20 protein-coding genes are annotated in these 16,213 nt (G+C 64.4%); 14 read left to right on the top strand and 6 right to left on the bottom strand.

Annotation, left to right across the window (positions count from 1 at the left end; translation table 11 throughout):
- Positions 1-2: 2 nt before the first annotated feature.
- Together IHQ72_RS15580 and IHQ72_RS15585 are read right to left on the bottom strand one after the other, a co-directional pair.
- Complete coding sequence (locus IHQ72_RS15580) at positions 3-1,784, bottom strand: bifunctional alpha/beta hydrolase/class I SAM-dependent methyltransferase (protein WP_258123226.1); 1,782 nt, start codon at positions 1,782-1,784, stop codon at positions 3-5.
- Between the two features lie 24 nt (positions 1,785-1,808).
- A complete protein-coding gene (locus IHQ72_RS15585) occupies positions 1,809-2,411 on the bottom strand; it encodes a CDP-alcohol phosphatidyltransferase family protein (protein WP_258123227.1) in 603 nt (200 codons plus the stop codon).
- Positions 2,412-2,834: 423 nt separating this feature from the next.
- Here IHQ72_RS15585 and IHQ72_RS15590 point away from each other — a divergent pair, with 423 nt between their 5' ends.
- From IHQ72_RS15590 to IHQ72_RS15640, 11 genes are all read left to right on the top strand, one after another.
- Positions 2,835-3,824, top strand: a complete 990-nt coding sequence (locus IHQ72_RS15590; protein WP_258123228.1) for a sugar phosphate isomerase/epimerase family protein — start codon at positions 2,835-2,837, stop codon at positions 3,822-3,824.
- Between the two features lie 41 nt (positions 3,825-3,865).
- Positions 3,866-4,924: a sugar ABC transporter substrate-binding protein gene (locus tag IHQ72_RS15595; protein ID WP_258123229.1), complete on the top strand. Its 1,059-nt coding sequence runs from the start codon at positions 3,866-3,868 to the stop codon at positions 4,922-4,924.
- 182 nt (positions 4,925-5,106) lie between these two features.
- The gene (locus IHQ72_RS15600; RefSeq protein WP_258123230.1) at positions 5,107-6,636 is read left to right on the top strand and encodes a sugar ABC transporter ATP-binding protein; all 1,530 of its coding nucleotides are present in this window, start codon (positions 5,107-5,109) and stop codon (positions 6,634-6,636) included.
- Between the two features lie 16 nt (positions 6,637-6,652).
- Positions 6,653-7,630 (top strand): ABC transporter permease, encoded by a 978-nt coding sequence (locus tag IHQ72_RS15605; RefSeq protein ID WP_258123231.1) that lies wholly within the window; start codon positions 6,653-6,655, stop codon positions 7,628-7,630.
- The gene (locus IHQ72_RS15610; RefSeq protein WP_258123232.1) at positions 7,627-8,502 is read left to right on the top strand and encodes a MurR/RpiR family transcriptional regulator; all 876 of its coding nucleotides are present in this window, start codon (positions 7,627-7,629) and stop codon (positions 8,500-8,502) included. Before IHQ72_RS15605 ends, IHQ72_RS15610 begins: the two co-directional genes overlap by 4 nt.
- Positions 8,499-9,413, top strand: a complete 915-nt coding sequence (locus IHQ72_RS15615; RefSeq protein WP_258123233.1) for a ribokinase — start codon at positions 8,499-8,501, stop codon at positions 9,411-9,413. The genes IHQ72_RS15610 and IHQ72_RS15615 overlap by 4 nt, the downstream gene beginning before the upstream one ends.
- Before the next feature lie 954 nt (positions 9,414-10,367).
- On the top strand, positions 10,368-10,832 hold the full coding sequence (locus IHQ72_RS15620) for an EF-hand domain-containing protein (RefSeq protein WP_258123234.1): 465 nt from the start codon (positions 10,368-10,370) through the stop codon (positions 10,830-10,832).
- Positions 10,833-10,901: 69 nt separating this feature from the next.
- Complete coding sequence (locus IHQ72_RS15625; protein ID WP_258123235.1) at positions 10,902-11,285, top strand: hypothetical protein; 384 nt, start codon at positions 10,902-10,904, stop codon at positions 11,283-11,285.
- A gap of 22 nt (positions 11,286-11,307) precedes the next feature.
- A complete protein-coding gene (locus tag IHQ72_RS15630) occupies positions 11,308-11,916 on the top strand; it encodes an RNA polymerase sigma factor (RefSeq protein WP_258123849.1) in 609 nt (202 codons plus the stop codon).
- Entirely contained in the window at positions 11,913-12,404 is a 492-nt protein-coding gene (locus IHQ72_RS15635) for a hypothetical protein (RefSeq protein ID WP_258123236.1), read from the top strand. Before IHQ72_RS15630 ends, IHQ72_RS15635 begins: the two co-directional genes overlap by 4 nt.
- Positions 12,401-12,805 carry a periplasmic heavy metal sensor gene (locus tag IHQ72_RS15640; protein WP_258123237.1) on the top strand — a complete coding sequence of 135 codons (405 nt, stop codon included), beginning with the start codon at positions 12,401-12,403 and terminating at the stop codon, positions 12,803-12,805. Before IHQ72_RS15635 ends, IHQ72_RS15640 begins: the two co-directional genes overlap by 4 nt.
- Positions 12,806-12,935: 130 nt before the next feature.
- Here IHQ72_RS15640 and IHQ72_RS15645 read toward each other — a convergent pair whose 3' ends face one another.
- Positions 12,936-13,472 (bottom strand): Hsp20/alpha crystallin family protein, encoded by a 537-nt coding sequence (locus IHQ72_RS15645; protein WP_258123239.1) that lies wholly within the window; start codon positions 13,470-13,472, stop codon positions 12,936-12,938.
- Between the two features lie 51 nt (positions 13,473-13,523).
- Positions 13,524-13,988, bottom strand: a complete 465-nt coding sequence (locus tag IHQ72_RS15650; protein ID WP_258123240.1) for an Hsp20 family protein — start codon at positions 13,986-13,988, stop codon at positions 13,524-13,526.
- Between the two features lie 231 nt (positions 13,989-14,219).
- Here IHQ72_RS15650 and IHQ72_RS15655 point away from each other — a divergent pair, with 231 nt between their 5' ends.
- Together IHQ72_RS15655 and IHQ72_RS15660 are read left to right on the top strand one after the other, a co-directional pair.
- Complete coding sequence (locus IHQ72_RS15655; RefSeq protein WP_374120361.1) at positions 14,220-14,438, top strand: hypothetical protein; 219 nt, start codon at positions 14,220-14,222, stop codon at positions 14,436-14,438.
- Positions 14,439-14,596: 158 nt separating this feature from the next.
- Positions 14,597-14,854, top strand: a complete 258-nt coding sequence (locus tag IHQ72_RS15660; protein ID WP_258123241.1) for a DUF982 domain-containing protein — start codon at positions 14,597-14,599, stop codon at positions 14,852-14,854.
- 48 nt (positions 14,855-14,902) lie between these two features.
- Here IHQ72_RS15660 and IHQ72_RS15665 read toward each other — a convergent pair whose 3' ends face one another.
- A complete protein-coding gene (locus tag IHQ72_RS15665; RefSeq protein WP_258123242.1) occupies positions 14,903-15,172 on the bottom strand; it encodes an usg protein in 270 nt (89 codons plus the stop codon).
- Between the two features lie 24 nt (positions 15,173-15,196).
- Positions 15,197-15,496 (bottom strand): hypothetical protein, encoded by a 300-nt coding sequence (locus tag IHQ72_RS15670; RefSeq protein ID WP_258123243.1) that lies wholly within the window; start codon positions 15,494-15,496, stop codon positions 15,197-15,199.
- Positions 15,497-15,865: 369 nt separating this feature from the next.
- Here IHQ72_RS15670 and IHQ72_RS15675 point away from each other — a divergent pair, with 369 nt between their 5' ends.
- Positions 15,866-16,180 carry a co-chaperone GroES gene (locus tag IHQ72_RS15675; RefSeq protein ID WP_258123244.1) on the top strand — a complete coding sequence of 105 codons (315 nt, stop codon included), beginning with the start codon at positions 15,866-15,868 and terminating at the stop codon, positions 16,178-16,180.
- Positions 16,181-16,213 lie beyond the last annotated feature (33 nt).

The raw sequence follows: 16,213 nt of genomic DNA on the forward strand, positions 1-16,213 counted from the left end.
GCTCAGACGCGCCGCGCGACCGAGACGGTGAAGATGCCCCACCGGTCGATGCGCTGGTCGAGCTTCTCGAAGCCGGCCGCCGCCACCAGCTGGTCCATCTCGCCTTGCGTGCGCCGGCGCATCACCCAGGCCTGGCCGCCGCGATGCGAGGTCAGGCTGCGCGCGATCATTTCGAGCTGCGGATGCCAGGGCTGGTTGGTGTAGAGAAGCAGGCTGCCTGGCTGCATCGCCTTGGCCAGCCCGCCGAGCGAGCGGGCGATCATGGCGTTGTCGGCAAACAATTCGTAAAGCCCGGAGACGATGGCGAGGTCCGGCGCCGGCTCCAGCCCGGCAAGCATCTTGGCGTCGAAGGCGTCGGCCTGGTGGAACGAGATGCTGGTCGGCAGGTGCCGTTCGGCGATCAGCTTGCAGCCGAGCGAAACGTTGAGCTCGGAGAAATCCTGCAGCCGCACGCTGGCCGGCGGCTCAGTGCATTTGGCGACGGCGTCGAGCACGTAGCGGCCGTGGCCGGCGGCGATATCGACGATATGGACCGGTCGGCCGGCGGTCTTCAGCGTCTCAGCGGCGCCGCCGATCAGCTCTTCCAGATGCAGCTTGCGCTGGCGAATGCCGCGCCAGCCGATGGCGTCGAGAAAGGTGCGATCGATCACGCGGCCGAGCGGACCGGCGCCCCGCGCCTCGTTCTCATAGACGTAGTCGAGAGTCGAGCCGGAATCGAAGCCGGTGGCAATCCCCGTCTTCATGCCTGACGACAGCCACGCGCCCATGCGGATCGAGGCGCGGCTCATTGCCCAGTAGAGGCCTTTCGGTGACAGCAGGGCGAGCGGCGAGGCGAGCCGGTCGGCCTCGTCGCGTGTGTAGCCAGCGCGGTCGGCCGTGGTCAGGTCGACCGGCTTCTCCGGCGTCGCGAACTGTCTTTCGAGGAACGGCTTGATCAGGTCGAGTGCCTTGCCGCGGTCGCGTTCGCCGAGCGTGTCGTGGAAGAAGCCGGGCAGCACATGCCGCTCCTTGGCCGGGCTGGCGAGATTGACGAAGAACTCGTGCTGCGGTCCATGCCGCACCACCCAGTCGCTGCCGGAGATCAGCAATTGCGTCGGCACGGTGATGGCGCGGGCGTCGGCGACGATACGCGCGGCGTGGTCGTAGAGCTCGACCAGGATGTTGGAGGCGATCGGCCGCGTGATCAGCGGATCGGCCTCGAAGGAGGCGATGCGCTCGGGGTCATGCGTCAGGAACTTGGCCTTGACGTAGGAATTGACGAAGAAGCGGCCCTTGATCTTCTGCCACAGCGCAATGCCTTGCTTGGCGAAGGGCACATAGAGCTTGACCGAAAAGGCCGGCGAGGCCAGCACCAAAGCGCGAATCTGCGGTGCATAATCATGCACCCAGGCGGCGGCGAGCACGGCGCCGAAGGATTGCGCGATCAACGCGATGTCGCGTTGGCCGAACCCGTCTCTGCCGATCTCGCGCACGAAACAATCGATGTCGCGCACAAGTGCTGCAAAGGACGGCGCATAGCCGCGCTCGCCGGCCGAGCGGCCATTGCCGCGCGCGTCCCAGGCGTAGAAGGCATGGCCGGGCATGTCGAGTTCATCGACCAGATGCGCCATGCGGCCGCCATGCTCGTGGCCACGGTGGAACAGCACAACCGCGCCCTTGGCGGGGTTCCCGACCGCGGGCCAATAGCGGTAGAATATCTCGGTGCCGTCATGCGTGCGGAAGGTGCGCTCCTGCGCCACCCGCTGCTCACTTGCGGAAGCGGTAATCGTTGGTTCATGAAGCATGTTGTTCCCCTGGCGACCGGAATTTCAGTCACCGCTCCCGTTAAGCCCGCTGCGTATCCGGTTGATGGCGGTCACCAGCGAGAGTGTAGCCATTGCCGGAAACACAAACGGCGTGATCGCGTCCACCCACAGGCCGCAGGCGATGAGAAAGGCGATGAAGCCGAGCGCCAGCGCCCGGTCGCTCTTGCCGAACGGCCCGGCATAATTGCGCCCCGTGCCCGCCGCGATGCCGAGCACGCCGGCGAATTCCACAAGCACTGCTGTGACGGCAAAGGCGACGACGCCCCAGGCAGGGAAGAGAGCGGCAAAGGCCAGGATCAGCGCCAGGTCGGAAACGACGTCGCAGAGTTCGTTGAGATACATGCCGAGCTTGGAGGCCTGGCCATGTTCCCGCGCAAGCATCCCGTCGATGGCGTTCAGCGCCATGCGCGCAAACAGCACCACCGGCATCAGCAGGAAGACCGCGCGATGGCCGGCAAGGGCCGCGACCACAACGCCGGTGGCAACCGACAGGGCGGCGGCCAGCAGCGTGATCTGGTTGGCGGTGACGCCGGCCCCGGCCAGCCGGTCGGCAAGCGGCCGCAGCTTCGCCTGGAAGGCCGGTTTCAGCGCATAAAGCGTCGGCATGTGCGAACCCCCCGGCCGCGGTGCAACTAACCTCTGCGAGGATGGTCAATTGGCGCGCAAGACGCAAGGGCGACGAGCGGTTGTACATGGTTACGATTAGCAGCGCTGGACGAGGCAACAAGCGACCGCTGTGCGAGCTCGGAATAGAGCGCCTGATATGTGTGGGGACTTTGCTGCAGGTGCGTTGTTACCGTTTTCGCGAAAACGGTAACAACTCCGCTTCGAACTGCGTGGACGCGGGCCGAAAATTACCCGTCGGCAGTCCGCCTTTCCTTCCCGACATACCCCTCCGATGCGCGCACCGCGGCCACCATCATCCGGGTCGAAACAGCCCCCGCCGTTTGGTGGGCATGGTTCACCTTCAAATGAGGACTTTACAAATATTCAAAAATATGTGAAGTTATGTCGACAAAAGGGTCATCTATGACAACCAATCGTTTCGCCACTCGCCTGAATTCCTTTGCCTCGCGGCCACAGGCCGAATGGCCGGATCTCGTCGGCAAGCCGTCCATGCTGCAGATGGCGGCGCGTGCGGCGAAGGTTGCGGGGCTGACCGACCTCGATCTCAACTTTCCCGACCATGTCGATGAAAAACCTGCGGAAATGGCGCGAAAGCTCGGCGATCTCGGGCTTTCCGTCAATGGCTTCGCCATGCGCTACTATTCCAATCCGGCCTTCAAGCTCGGCGCCTTCACCAATCCGGATCCCGCAGTTCGCCGCGAAGCCATCGACCTGACCAAGGCGGGCATCGACGCCGCGCGTGAGGCCGGCACCAATCTGATGACGCTGTGGCTCGGGCAGGATGGCTTCGACTATGCCTTCCAGGCCGATTATGCGGCGCTCTGGCAACACGAGATCGATGGAATTCGTGAAGTTGCAGCGCATGACCCCGATTGCCAGATCAGCCTGGAATACAAGCCCAACGAGCCGCGCTCCTACAGCCTGATGCCTGACGCGGCGACGACATTGCTGGCGATCCGCGAGATCGGACTGCCCAATCTCGGCGTGACGCTTGATTTCGCCCATGTGCTCTATGCCGACGAGCAGCCGGCTTTCGCCGCAGCACTCGTGGCGCGCCACAGCAAGCTGCTCGGCGTGCATCTCAACGACGGCTACGCCAAGCGCGACGACGGCCTGATGGTCGGCGCCGTGCACACGCTGCAGACGATCGAACTGCTCAGGCAGATCCGCCGCGACGGCTATGCCGGCGCCATCTACTTCGACACGTTCCCCGACATGACCGGGCTCGATCCTGTCCACGAATGCGAAGTCAACATCGCCACCGTCAAGCGCATGCTGCGCGTCGTCGAGCGGCTGGAAAAGGACAACCGCCTGTCCACCGCCGTCGACCGTCAGGACGCGGTGGCATCGCAAGCCATCATTCAGGAAGCCATGCTCGGGCCGGACAGCTGACGCCGGCGCCGTCACCGTTTTTCAACAAGGGAGGAAAGACCATGAAATTTCTGCTTGCCACCGCTGCCGCTACCCTGATGGCGCTGTCCATCGGTTCGGCATTTTCGGCGGACCTCGCGCCGCTCAATTCCGACACGGAGAAGGATCGCATCGACTGGTCGCAGCTCGAGGCCAAGTTCGGGGCGTTCCCCAAGCTGCCCGACGGCACCAAGGCAGGCGCCGTCTCCAAGACGCTGACCAACGAATACTGGCGCTCGCTGGGTGAGGGCTACAAGTCGTTCGGCGACCGCGTCGCTGTCCCGGTCGTCTACCAGGCGGCGCAGAGTGAGGGTGACCAGCTCGGCCAGCTCACCATCGCCGAAGGCCTGGTCACGCAAGGCTACAATGTGCTGCTCGTCTCGCCGCAGACCGACTCCAACCTGCAGCCGATCATGGAACAGGCCAAGGCCGCCAACGTGCCGGTGGTCAACGTAAATGACGCGGTCATCCCGCAGGCCGAGCACTATGTCGGCAATGTCCAGCGCGACAATGGCGTGCGCGTCGCCAAATGGTTCATCAAGAACCGGCCGGATGGCGGCAAGGTCGCCATCGTCGAAGGCCAGGCCGGCGTCTATGCCGCCGTGCAGCGCACCGACGGCTTCAAGTCCACGATCACCGAGGCCGGCAAGTTCGAGGTCGTCGCCAGCGTTCCGGGCAACTGGGATCGCCAGACCTCCTACGACGCGGCCACCAACATCCTGCAGCAGCACCCCGACCTGATCGGCTTCTATGCCAACAATGACGGCATGGCTCTGGGCATCGTCGAGGCGGTCAAGGCCGCCGGCCTGCAGGACAAGGTCGCCGTCTTCGGCACCGACGGCATCTCCGATGCCTATGCTTCGATCCGCGCAGGCGAGCTGACCGGCACCGTCGATAGTTTTCCGGTGCTGACCGGCGAAGTGGCTCTGGAATCGGCGCTGCGACTGGTGGCCGGGCAGAAGCTGCCGCGCGTCGTCGCCACGCCGCAGGCACTGATCACCAAGGACAATGCCGACCGTTATTCCGGCGCCGGCGATGCCGTGCGCAAGGCGCTGCTCGAGGACGCGGCAGCGGGCAATTAAGGGGCAACAACCGGGGCTGTTGCATCCCCCTCATCCGGCCGCTTCGCGGCCACCTTCTCCCCGCTGGGGAGAAGAGCAGGGCGCCGGCGCTGGCGATCTCCTCTCCCCTCGGGGAGAGGTCAGCCGAGCGAAGCGGAGGCTGGGTGAGGGGTCTTTGAGAGACCGCTTGGAGAATAAAACCAATGCCTGTCCCGCGGCTGCAATTCGAGGGCATTTCCAAGGAGTTTCCCGCCGTGCGGGCGCTGAGCGAAGTGTCGTTTTCGGTCGGCGCCGGCGAAATCCGTGGCCTGCTCGGCGAGAACGGCGCCGGCAAATCGACGCTGCTGCGCATCCTGTCGGGGGTCTACAGGCCGACGGCCGGAAGCGTGCTGATCGACGGCAAGCCGGTGACGCTGAACAACCCGGTCGCGGCGCGTGCTGCGGGCGTGGCCATGATCCACCAGGAATTGCAGCAGGTGCCGCAGCTCAGCGTCGCCCAGAACATGTTCCTCGGCCATCCGCTGACGCGCGGCGCCATCTTCGTCGCAAGGCGCGAACAGGAGCGTCGCGCTGCGGAAGCCCTTGCCGCGATCGACCCGACCATCGATCCGGCAGCGCCGCTCGGCAGCCTGAAGGTCGCGCAGCGGCAGATCGTCGAGATCGCCCGGGCGCTGCTCGATCGTGCGCGCATCGTGGCGATGGACGAGCCGACATCGAGCCTGACGCCGAGCGAGTTCGAGCGGCTGGCCGAAGTCATTGCCGGCCTGGCCCGCGACGGTGTCGCCGTCGTCTATGTCTCGCACAAGCTGGACGAGGTGTTCGGCATCTGCCAGCGCGCCACCATCATGCGCGACGGCGTCGTGGTCGGATCCGTCGATCTCGCGCAGGTGTCGGAAAAAGCCGTCGTTTCGATGATGGTCGGCCGCGAGCTTGCCCAGGAACAACACCGCTCGCACGCCTCCAGCGAGGTCAGGCTGAGCGTGCGTGGCCTCGCCTCGGCAACCAAGGTCCATGACGTCTCGTTCGAGCTGCATCGCGGCGAGGTGCTGGGGATTGCCGGCCTGGTCGGCTCGGGCCGCACCGAACTGCTGCGGCTGCTGGCTGGCGCCGACCGCGCCTCATCAGGCATGGTCGAGATCGACGGCAAGGCGATCAAACTTTCCAGTCCGCGCAACGCGATCGCCGCCGGCATCGGCCTGGTGCCGGAGGAGCGCAAACGCGAAGGCATCGTGCCGTTGCGGTCGATCTCCAACAATATGGCACTGGCGTCCATGGGCGTGTTCGCGCCGCGCGGCCTCATCGATCACACCAGGCTGAAACGGGTCGCGGCCGAGAAGATGAAGCGGGTCAATTTGCGGCCGTTCCTGCTCGACCGGCCGATCCGGCTGTTCAGCGGCGGCAACCAGCAGAAGGCGATCATCGGCCGCTGGCTGGCGGCGGGAACGCGTATCCTTTTGTTCGACGAGCCGACACGCGGCATCGATGTCGGCGCCAAGGCGGAGATCTACCACCTGATCGAGGAGCTCGCCGCCGAAGGCCATTCGGTAATCGTCGTGTCGTCCGAGCTTCCCGAGGTGATCCGGCTCGCCGACCGCGTGCTGGTCATGCGCGACGGCACTGTCGCGGCCGAACTTGACCGGGCCGATCTCAACGAACAGGCGATCGCGGCGCACGCCATACCCCAATCGGAGACTCAGGCCGGCAAGGCGCAAGGCCATCGGGCCGGTGCATAACGGACAGGACCAGCGGATGACTGATATAACCGAACACACAGCAGCGCGGCCAATGGCTGAATTCCTGCACCGGTTTTCCGTGCGCGACGCCGGCACGCTGATCGGCCTGGTGGTGATCCTCGCCGTCTTCGGCGCGCTGGTCCCGGGCTTCTTTGCCGAGCGCAACCTGATCAACATCCTGCAGCAGTCGAGCATCAACGCCTGCCTGGCCTTGGGCATGACGCTGGTGATCATCTCGGGCGGCATCGATCTGTCCGTCGGGCCGACGGCAGCCCTTTCGGCCGTCATCTCGGCCTCGATGCTGGTTGCCGGCGTGCCGTTTCCGCTGGCCATCGCCGCCGGCTTCGCCATCGGCCTTGTCTGCGGGCTGCTCAACGGCGTGCTGGTCGCCTATGTCGGACTGCAGCCTTTCATCGTCACGCTGGGAACGCTCAGCACCTACCGGGCACTGGCGCTGATCTATACCGGCGGCAATCCGGTGCTCGGCCTGCCTGCCGGCTTCCGCGCCATCTTCAACGGTTCGCTGTTCGGGCTGCCATTGGCGGTCATCATCGTGGCCGTGGTCGCGCTGATCGCCTGGATCATCCTCAAGAAGACGCCGTTCGGCGAATATCTGCTCGCCGTCGGCGGCAATGAGGAGGCCGCCTACATAGCAGGCGTGCCGATCGCCCGCACCAAGATCGCCGCCTATATGATTTCGGGCCTGCTGGCGGCCCTTGCCGCGCAGATCCTGATCGGCCGGCTGGGTGCCGCCGAGCCCATTCTCGGCAATCTCTGGGAGCTCGATGCGATTGCCGCGGCGGCCATCGGCGGCGCCTCGCTGATGGGCGGCAAGGGCAGCGTGGTCGGCACCATCCTGGGCGCCGTCATTCTCGGCACCATGCGCAACGGCCTGACGCTGATGAATGTCCAGTCCTTCTATCAGCTCCTGGCAACTGGTCTTATAATCCTCGCCGCGATGCTTATCGATCGCGTGACGAGGGGACGTGGATGACCTTGACCAGCCTGGATCTGAAAGCAGTAGGACCGCGGATCCGCATGATGATGCCGCATTTGACGCCGCTCGAGGCGAAGGTGGTGGAAACCGTCTTCGGACGGCGCGGCTTCGACGAGACCATTCCGCTCAAGCAGATCGCCGAAGAGGCCGGCGTGTCGGAGGCGATGGTGGTCAAGATCGCCAAGAAACTGGGTTTTTCCGGCTATCGCGACTTCCGCACCGCGGTCTATGAATACAGCCGCCTACCAACCGCCGAAATGCATCAGGAACTGTCGGTCGACGACAGTTCGGCCGAGATCGTCCAGAAAGTGTTCCGCACCTCCATCCAGGCGTTGGAGGAAACGCTGGCGATCCTCGACATGGACGATTTCGACCGCGCCGCCGATCTTCTCTACCGCGCCAAGAACCGGGATTTCTATGGCGTCGGTGGCTCGGCGCAGATCGCGCGCGACGTCTCGCATAAATTCCTGCGCATCGGCATCCGCGCATCAGTCTACGACGATTCGCACATGATGCTGATGTCGGCCTCGCTGCTCGGCGCCGACGACATCGCCGTCGGCTTCTCGCATTCCGGCAACACCAGCGCCGTCATCGATGCCATCCATCTCGCCCGCAAGAGCGGAGCGCGGACGCTGGCGATCACCAACTACGACAACTCGCCGCTGGCCGCCGTTGCCGACATCGTGCTGTGCTCGACAGCGCAGGGCTCGCCGCTGATGGGCGAGAACGCGGCGGCGCGCATCGCCCAGCTCAACATTCTCGATGCGCTGTTCGTCGCGGTGGCGCAGCGCGACTATCAGGCGGCGGAGCGCAATCTCGGCCGCACCATGTCGGCGGTGACGTCGAAACGCCGGGACAGGGGTACATGACGGCTCCGCTGGTCACCGTGTTCGGCAGCCTGCATTACGACATCATGGTCGAAGCGCCTGACCGCCCGCGCAAGGGCGAAACGGTGACCGGCCATGCCTGGCAGCCGAAATGCGGCGGCAAGGGCGGCAACCAGGCAGTGTCGGTGGCGCGAGCCGGCGTGGGCTCGGCGATGATCGGCGCCGTCGGCGATGACGATTTCGGCCGCGCGCTTCTCGATAATCTCTACCGCTGCGGCGTCGACAGCCGCTTCGTGCGGGTCGCGGCTGGCGCCGGCTCCGGCATGAGCGTGGCGATTTTCGACGACGGCGGCGACTATGGCGCGGTGATCGTCTCAGGCAGCAATCTCACCTTGGGCGAGAAGGACATCGCGGCCGCGACCGAGATGGTTGCGCAAACGGCGGTGCTGCTGCTGCAGAACGAGGTGCCGGAAGCCGCCAACATTGCCGCAGCGCAGGCGGTGAGGAGACACGGTGGTCGCGTCGTCCTCAACGCCGCGCCCGCGCGAAAACTGTCCGGCGAACTGATCGCACTCACCGATATCGTCATCGTTAACGCCATCGAGGCGGAATTTCTGGCCGGCATTCCGGTCGTCGACACGCTCGAGGGGGCTGCCGAGGCGGCACGCATGCTGGCCGATTTCTATCCGGCCGCGATCGTCACGGCCGGCGGGGAGGGCGTTGCCTATTGCGACCGCGACGGCCAGGCGTTCGCGCTGGCGGCCATCCCGGTGAAGGTCGTCAGCACCCATGGCGCCGGCGACGAGTTCGTTGGCGCGTTCGCGGCAGGCCTCGCCCGCGGGCATCAGGTCGAGGCCGTCCTCGCCGCCGCCAACGCCGCCGCAGCCTTGCTGGTCGCCACGCCGGAACGGGAGCGCGAGCGACCTGAGACCGGTGGCCGCCTCCGCCGTTGATCGTAACAGGCGACAACAAGCGGATGGCGAGGACTTTTCGCTCGGCTCCGACAGGCCGATAAAGTCCGACAATTGATACGAAAGCCCGCCACCCTTTCGGATGACGGGCTCCGTTGCCTGGCCGCCAGGAACGCCACGGTAGCGACTCTGCTACTAAATGCTCCCGCAGATACTCTATATGCGGCCTTCGGGCCGTCAGGCGCATCGGCTAAACAAATGAAGCCCGCGCCTTTGGCGGAGAGCGCGGGCCCGATCGGGTTGCAGCCCGATCCGCAGCAGGAACCCGGAGGTTCCGCTGCTCAGGAACAGTTATTAGAACTTTCTAATATTCCTGCATCGTCTGGATGAATGATGCCCTCGTAAACGAACACCTTGGCAGGAGATTCTCTTGCCTGAAGCAGTCATGTTTGCTCCCTCTCCGCCGGGCCTCAAGCAAACTTGAGACAACATTCGTATTGGTGGACGGAGATGCGCTTTCGGGGAGAAAGCCGTGGGCAGACAGCAACGCACCGTTTTTTGGTCGCGGTCTTTGCGTCTGTCCTTGGCTTTGTGCTGTTGGTCCTGATCCTACAGATAATGAGTCTGCTTGACTAGAACTCGGTCACGGCCAGTTCTTTTCCGCCCTTGCGCTCAGCTTGCGCGCTTTTGGATTTTGGGTAGGACGCCGCATGGCGTTTCTGACGGGGACATTGGCAGCGCTTGCGAGTTTTTGCATTGACCCTGATCCTGCCAACGGTCGGCGGGTGATCAAGGGGCCAACTCAAATCACGACGCCGGCTGAGCCGTAAACCTCATGCATCCAGATATGACTATTTGATCTCTTCGCCTGTCAGCGCGCGGACACCGAGCCGGCTGCGGGTGGATTTTTCGCCGGCAAGCGTAGGGGAAGCGTCCTTCCTGCGTATCGGTCAGCAGTCGCCGCTTGCGGCCAATGACAGCGAAAGGACCATCACCATGCAACGTTCAGCACTCTTTGCGGCCCTGCTTCTGGGGCTCGTACCGCTTTCCGCCGCGCACGGGCAAGACATTTCAGGAAAGGACATTTCGGGAAAGGACATGCCGGGCAGGCGCATCCTGCAGCGGGTCGACACCAATGGTGACGGCGCGATTTCAAAGGACGAGATGCTTGCGGCGCGCGAGCGCATGTTCACGAAGCTCGATCGCAATGACGACGGCGTCATCGAGGAGAAGGAGATCGAAGGCGCCCGCGACGCCATTATGGACCGCGCCGACGCCGCGCAAGCCAGGCTCGGCAACCGCTGGCGGCGCATGGACACGAACGGCGACGGCAAGGTCTCGGAGGACGAGTTCCGCAACCGTATGCCGCTGTTCGACCTCGCCGACCGCAATGGCGACGGCACGCTGTCGGCGGACGAGATCGCCGCCGTTCGCAAGCTCTTTGCCGATCGCGCCGGCTGACGATCTCATCACGTTCCTTGTTCAACTAGATAGATCCAGTCTTTTTTCAACACAATCAAGGAGTAAGAAATGCTTTCTTCAGCGAAAGTTCATCTGTTTTGCCTCGGCGCGATGCTTGTCGCGTCGGCTGCCGTGCCGGCCGCCGCCGAGGAATGGCAACGGCCGACATTGCATGGCGGCGAGATCAGCCGCAGCGTCAGCCGGGAGGGCGGCGTCTACACCGGCTCGACCACGCGCGCCGGCCCCAATGGCGGCAGCTATACGTCGAGTTCCAAATGCGTGGCGGGCGTTGTTGACCGCTGCGCCAGAAGCTACTCTGGCACCGGGCCGGACGGGCAGTCCTTCTCCGGCAAGCGGGTGTCGGCGCGTGGGCCGTTCCGTGGCCGCTCGGCCGGCAGCTTCACCGGCCCGGACGGCAACACGGTTTTCGGGTCCCGGCGCTGGCGCCGTTGACGTTCAGGAGCCTGGCCAGTTGGTGCCCGCCGCCGTGCAGCATGAGGAGCCCCGTGAGGACGACGAACTGCTGGCATGGGTGGCGGCGGGCAACCAGGGCGCGCTGTCTGAGCTCATCGCCCGCCATGGCCGCGGCTTGCGGGTGTTTGCGGCGCGCTATCTCGGCAATGCCGGCGACGCCGAGGATGTGGTGCAGGAGGTGTTCGTGACCATCTGGAAACAGGCTGCACGGTTCGACCCCGCCAGGGGACGCGCCTCGACCTGGCTGTACAGGATCACCGCCAATCGCTGCATCGACCAGCGCCGGCGCCGGGCGCTGCGGACCTTCATCGGGCTCGACGATGTCCGGGATGAGGTGGCCTCGCAAGAGCCGGGTGCCGAAGCGACGACCGCCGCGCGACAGGAGCTTGCGATTGTCCGCGACGGCCTGTCGCGCCTGCCGGAGCGGCAGCGCATGGCCGTGCTGCTGCGCGCCGTCGGCGATCTCGATATCGCGGCAATCGCCGAGGTGATGGGCGGCAGCGCCGGCTCGGTGGAGCAATTGCTGGTCCGCGGGCGACGGGCGCTAAGGGACCATTTGCGGGATCATTTGGCAATGGCGGCAGAAGGCCTGGAAAGGAAGTCCTCATGACACGGGACGAGTTCGAACGAAACAAGCGTCGCTTCGGCGACGATGTCGACGCCTGGCCGGCTCCCTTCCGGCAGGAAGCACGGGCCTTTGTCACGGGCGAAACGGACCGATCGCCGCAAGACGATCCGGATAGCGCGCTCGATCGCCTCGTGCTCGAGGCGGCGCTGATGGCCAGCGACGAACAGGCGCTGACACGCAAGGTGCTGGCCCGCATCGATGCCGGCCGGAGGTCAACGTGGTCGTCATTCCTGCCGAGGTTCTTGCTTGAGCCGGCCGGACTTGCGGCTTGCGCTGCGGCCATGCTCGTAGCCATGACGCTGGCAGGCTACCAGGTGGCGCGGCTGCAGGATGATCTGCCGGATTCGGAGCTTCTGGCGCTGGCTTCCGGCGCGCGGCTGTCTGACAATGGGCTGTCCGACAATGGCCTGTCTGGCGATGGCCTGTCCGGCATTGCCGCCGATCCCGCAGCGGGGGAGGATTCGCTTTGACGAGGCGTTCCCTGTTATGGACGGCGACGCTGGTGCTGCTCGGCCTTTCGCTTGCCGGCAACTTCTTCCTGCTCGGCTATGCGGCTCATGGCTTGCGCCAAGGATCGGCGGCGGGTGGGCTGATCACCGAGATCGCCGGCGCCTACTCGCCCGAGGTGAGGAAGGAGTTCCGCAGCATCCGCCGCGCAAACCGTCCGCGCACCTTGGCGGCACTGCGCGAGCTGCGCATGGCGCGGGCCAATCTGGCGGCGGCGCAGCAGGTTTCGCCCTTCGACGAAGTGGCGGTGAAGGAGGCGATGGCGGCAGTGCGCATCGCCACGACAAACCTCCAGGCGACGATGCAGGACTATCTGTTGACCGCGCTGAAGAACGTCAAGGCCAAGCCTGCCGCCGGAAGTTGATGCTGGTTGGGCTTGCCCTTCCAAGGTATCGGGCGGCCGGCGGACGGCTGGATTGCAAGCAGGAACGGGTGGGTGGCGTATCCACCGACTGAGCGCAGCCGGGCGCTTGCGCGTCCGGCTGCCAATGTCGTCAGTGCTTGCTCTTGCCGGGACTGGCGGCACTGCCACTGATGGCGATGCGCTTGGCCTTCACCTGCGCGCGCTCCGTCTTGGGCAGCGTCACGGTGAGCACGCCGTTATGGAAGGCGGCGTTCACCTTGTCCTCCTCGACCTCGTAGCCGAGCGGGATGCGGCGCTCGAAGCGGCCGTAGAACCGCTCGGAGAACTGCCTGCCCTTGTCCTCGGCCTCGGAGCGCTTCTCGCCGCGCAGCGTCAGCACGCCGTCATCGAGCATCACCTCGACGTCCTTTTCGTCCATGCCGGGAATTTCCGCGGTCACGCGGATCTCCTTCTCGCCGTCGGAGATTTCGACGCTCGGCCAGCTGCCGCGCGCCGACGAAAATCCGCTGAGCGAAGGCATGCGCGTTTCGAAGCCGCGGAACGCGTCGTCGATCAGGCGGTTCATCTCGCGATGCAACGCCATGAACGGGTCCCGGTCCTCGTCACGATAGAAGCTGGGAACCGGACTGTTCTCCCGGCCCCAGGGGATGAGATCACGAATAGCCATTGCTGTTCTCCTTTCTCGACTGGTTGGGCGAACGCCAGAGATCGCCTTCGCTCAGGCGGCCTGCTTCGGCTTCTCGACCTGCCCGGCCTTCCGCGCGCCGTCGTCCTTGGCGATCGTGATGCGACGCGGCTTCATCTCCTCGGGCACTTCGCGCACCAGGTCGATCGTCAGCAGGCCGTTGTTGAGCGAGGCGCCGGTGACCGTCATGTGATCGGCAAGCTCGAAGCGCCGTGTGAACGGTCGCACCGGAAGACCGCGGTGGAGATATTCCACCTCGTCCTGTTCCTTGCGCTCGCCCGAGACGATTAGAAGGTTCGGCTCGTGGCTGATGTCGAGATCGTCTTCGGAAAAGCCGGCGACGGCGATCCTCACGCGATAGGTGTTCTCGTCGCTTCGCTCGATGTCATAAGGCGGCCAGCTGTCGACTGCCTGAGGCGCGTTTTCCAGCAGGTTGAAGATGCGGTCGAAACCGATGCTCGACCGGTAGAGCGGGGAAAAGTCGAATGCGGTTCTCATAGCTATATGCTCCATCGAGCAACATAGTACGAGGGACGCCAAAGAGCTTGGCGCTCCCTGGGTTCTGCCGGTCCCATTCGGCAACCGGCAATTTGGATTTGGTTATTGTCAGCCCGAAATCAAGACCCAGATTCTGTCCCGCTGCCAGATTTTTTGTTGCCAGATTGTACTGGTAATGCCGGTTTCAACCTTCATTTGAGGGTCGCGACGGCACGCCGCATGGAGGATATCATGACCATGACACGCGACGACATCATTTCGGTGCTGGGCCCGGTGGACGACGCCGTCATCGCCGACATCGCCTCGACCGGCGCGACGATCGAGGAGTTGCGCGAGGCCTTTGCCTGGGTCGGAGCCGATGAGGCGCTGGTCAATGAGGGCCGCGCTCTGCCGTCGGCAAGGGTGGCGACACTGATCGGGCTTCTCGAACCGCCGGACGACGACATATAGCCGGCCGTTGCATCGGGGACGGGGGCCAGGGGTTTGAGGCGGGGAGGTCTTGAAGCGTGCAGGCACACGAACCATCTCGTCCATCGGCGCCGATCGGGCCGCCTCCTGCTTAATCGAGGATGTTACTTGCTCTAAAAAACAGAAAGAAGGAGGAAGTGATGAACGACGTCCCATTTTCCGAGCCGATCACGCTCAAGCTCCAATCCGTCGGAGAGCGCAAGGTCGCCAGCAGCTGGGAAGCCATCGAATGCATGCAGCAATGGCCGGACCGGGCGCGCGGCCGGAGCTGGCGCGCAGCCTATCGCGCCTGCCGCGACGCGCTCGACGGTTGGCGCACCGCCGGCGAGGCTCGCACGGCCTTCGTCAAGGCGGCTCGCACGGCCGGACTGCTTGTCACGGGACGTAAATCCACCTGAACGGCCGTTGCTCCGAGCGCCCCTGTCTCACTGCAACGCAATGACGTCTCACTGCAGCGTAATAACACCGTCCACCGCCCGCCATTCGGAGGGCTGGATCAGACGGTGATGGGCGACACGCACGGAATGCAGCGGGCCTTCGATCTCACGTTCCCAATATTCGAGGAAATGCTTCAGCGTCGGGAAATCCGGAGCGATGTCGTATTCCTGCCAGATGAAGAGCTGCAGCAGGTCCCGATAGTCGGGAAGACGATAATGGATCTCTGCCGTCGTCAGGCCAAAACCCTGCATCTGGAGCTGGAACTCGTTGCTGACCATGCACGTCTCCTTTCTGTCCTACAATCAGGCGCCGACGCGGTGGAGGCCGCCGTGGCGGCTTCGGCCGGCGCCGGCGCCTTGAGATGGACCTGCGCCATCGAGTGACTGCAGCGCGTCCATGATCTCTTCAAAGGCGATTGGAGCTTTGGCGCCGGGCGGCTTGCGCAGCGCCGGCATGGATTCGACCGCGCAGGCATCGGAGGCCCATGACGACAGGATCGCGCGCTTTTCACCGACGTCCAGCGTCGCGTCGGCCAGTACGTCTTGTGGACGGTCGAAATGCCGGATCGAGCAGCCGGCTGAGATCGGGATATTCCGGCGCAATCGAAATCGTTGGGACATCGCGTTCCATCGCTTTGCTCCGCATGCAAAAACGCCTCCGCTTCCTCATCGGTTCCGGCCGTCGGCAGACGGTGCCGGGATCGACGACGATGTCGGAAGGTTGGGCCGCGGTGTCAAGCCGCATCCGACGTGTCAATTCCTGGAATAGCGCCATCATTACAGTGCGTTGGCACTCGACCACGGCGAGTGCTAAAATTTTTTCGACCTCCTCTTGAAAGCCTGGATCGGCAGACTAATTCGATATGCGCGTGATGCCTGAGCAGCGGTCGCGCACCGTCCCATCGGCCGTTGTACCGGTCGGCTGCGAAGGGAGGTCCAAGAAAATCTGTTTGTTCCTATGAGGAGAACGACATGGCGTTCCGTCCATTGCATGACCGTATCCTGGTCCGCCGCATCGAGGTCGACGAGAAGACCGCGGGCGGCATCATCATTCCCGATACCGCCAAGGAAAAGCCGCAGGAAGGCGAGGTGATCGCCGCCGGTCCCGGGGCGCGTGACGATAGCGGCCAGTTGCAGCCGCTCGACGTCAAGGTCGGCGACCGTATCCTGTTCGGTAAATGGTCGGGCACCGAGATCAAGCTCAATGGCGAGGATCTGCTCATCATGAAGGAAAGCGATGTGCTGGGCGTGATCGAATCGACCGACAAGATGCAGCAGGCCGCCTGAGCGGGGCCTGGACAAGCAATCAGTCAACGAAAA

It is taken from the genome of Mesorhizobium onobrychidis (assembly GCF_024707545.1).
Lineage (GTDB): Bacteria > Pseudomonadota > Alphaproteobacteria > Rhizobiales > Rhizobiaceae > Mesorhizobium > Mesorhizobium onobrychidis.

Excerpts from the sequence above, each read along its gene's own strand:
- IHQ72_RS15580 (WP_258123226.1), bottom strand. The coding sequence starts at position 1,784 with ATGCTTCATGAACCAACGATTACCGCTTCCGCAAGTGAGCAGCGGGTG.
- IHQ72_RS15585 (WP_258123227.1), bottom strand. The coding sequence starts at position 2,411 with ATGCCGACGCTTTATGCGCTGAAACCGGCCTTCCAGGCGAAGCTGCGG.
- IHQ72_RS15590 (WP_258123228.1), top strand. The coding sequence starts at position 2,835 with ATGACAACCAATCGTTTCGCCACTCGCCTGAATTCCTTTGCCTCGCGG.
- IHQ72_RS15595 (WP_258123229.1), top strand. The coding sequence starts at position 3,866 with ATGAAATTTCTGCTTGCCACCGCTGCCGCTACCCTGATGGCGCTGTCC.
- IHQ72_RS15600 (WP_258123230.1), top strand. The coding sequence starts at position 5,107 with ATGCCTGTCCCGCGGCTGCAATTCGAGGGCATTTCCAAGGAGTTTCCC.
- IHQ72_RS15605 (WP_258123231.1), top strand. The coding sequence starts at position 6,653 with ATGACTGATATAACCGAACACACAGCAGCGCGGCCAATGGCTGAATTC.
- IHQ72_RS15610 (WP_258123232.1), top strand. The coding sequence starts at position 7,627 with ATGACCTTGACCAGCCTGGATCTGAAAGCAGTAGGACCGCGGATCCGC.
- IHQ72_RS15615 (WP_258123233.1), top strand. The coding sequence starts at position 8,499 with ATGACGGCTCCGCTGGTCACCGTGTTCGGCAGCCTGCATTACGACATC.
- IHQ72_RS15620 (WP_258123234.1), top strand. The coding sequence starts at position 10,368 with ATGCAACGTTCAGCACTCTTTGCGGCCCTGCTTCTGGGGCTCGTACCG.
- IHQ72_RS15625 (WP_258123235.1), top strand. The coding sequence starts at position 10,902 with ATGCTTTCTTCAGCGAAAGTTCATCTGTTTTGCCTCGGCGCGATGCTT.
- IHQ72_RS15635 (WP_258123236.1), top strand. The coding sequence starts at position 11,913 with ATGACACGGGACGAGTTCGAACGAAACAAGCGTCGCTTCGGCGACGAT.
- IHQ72_RS15645 (WP_258123239.1), bottom strand. The coding sequence starts at position 13,472 with ATGGCTATTCGTGATCTCATCCCCTGGGGCCGGGAGAACAGTCCGGTT.
- IHQ72_RS15650 (WP_258123240.1), bottom strand. The coding sequence starts at position 13,988 with ATGAGAACCGCATTCGACTTTTCCCCGCTCTACCGGTCGAGCATCGGT.
- IHQ72_RS15655 (WP_374120361.1), top strand. The coding sequence starts at position 14,220 with ATGACCATGACACGCGACGACATCATTTCGGTGCTGGGCCCGGTGGAC.
- IHQ72_RS15660 (WP_258123241.1), top strand. The coding sequence starts at position 14,597 with ATGAACGACGTCCCATTTTCCGAGCCGATCACGCTCAAGCTCCAATCC.
- IHQ72_RS15665 (WP_258123242.1), bottom strand. The coding sequence starts at position 15,172 with ATGGTCAGCAACGAGTTCCAGCTCCAGATGCAGGGTTTTGGCCTGACG.
- IHQ72_RS15675 (WP_258123244.1), top strand. The coding sequence starts at position 15,866 with ATGGCGTTCCGTCCATTGCATGACCGTATCCTGGTCCGCCGCATCGAG.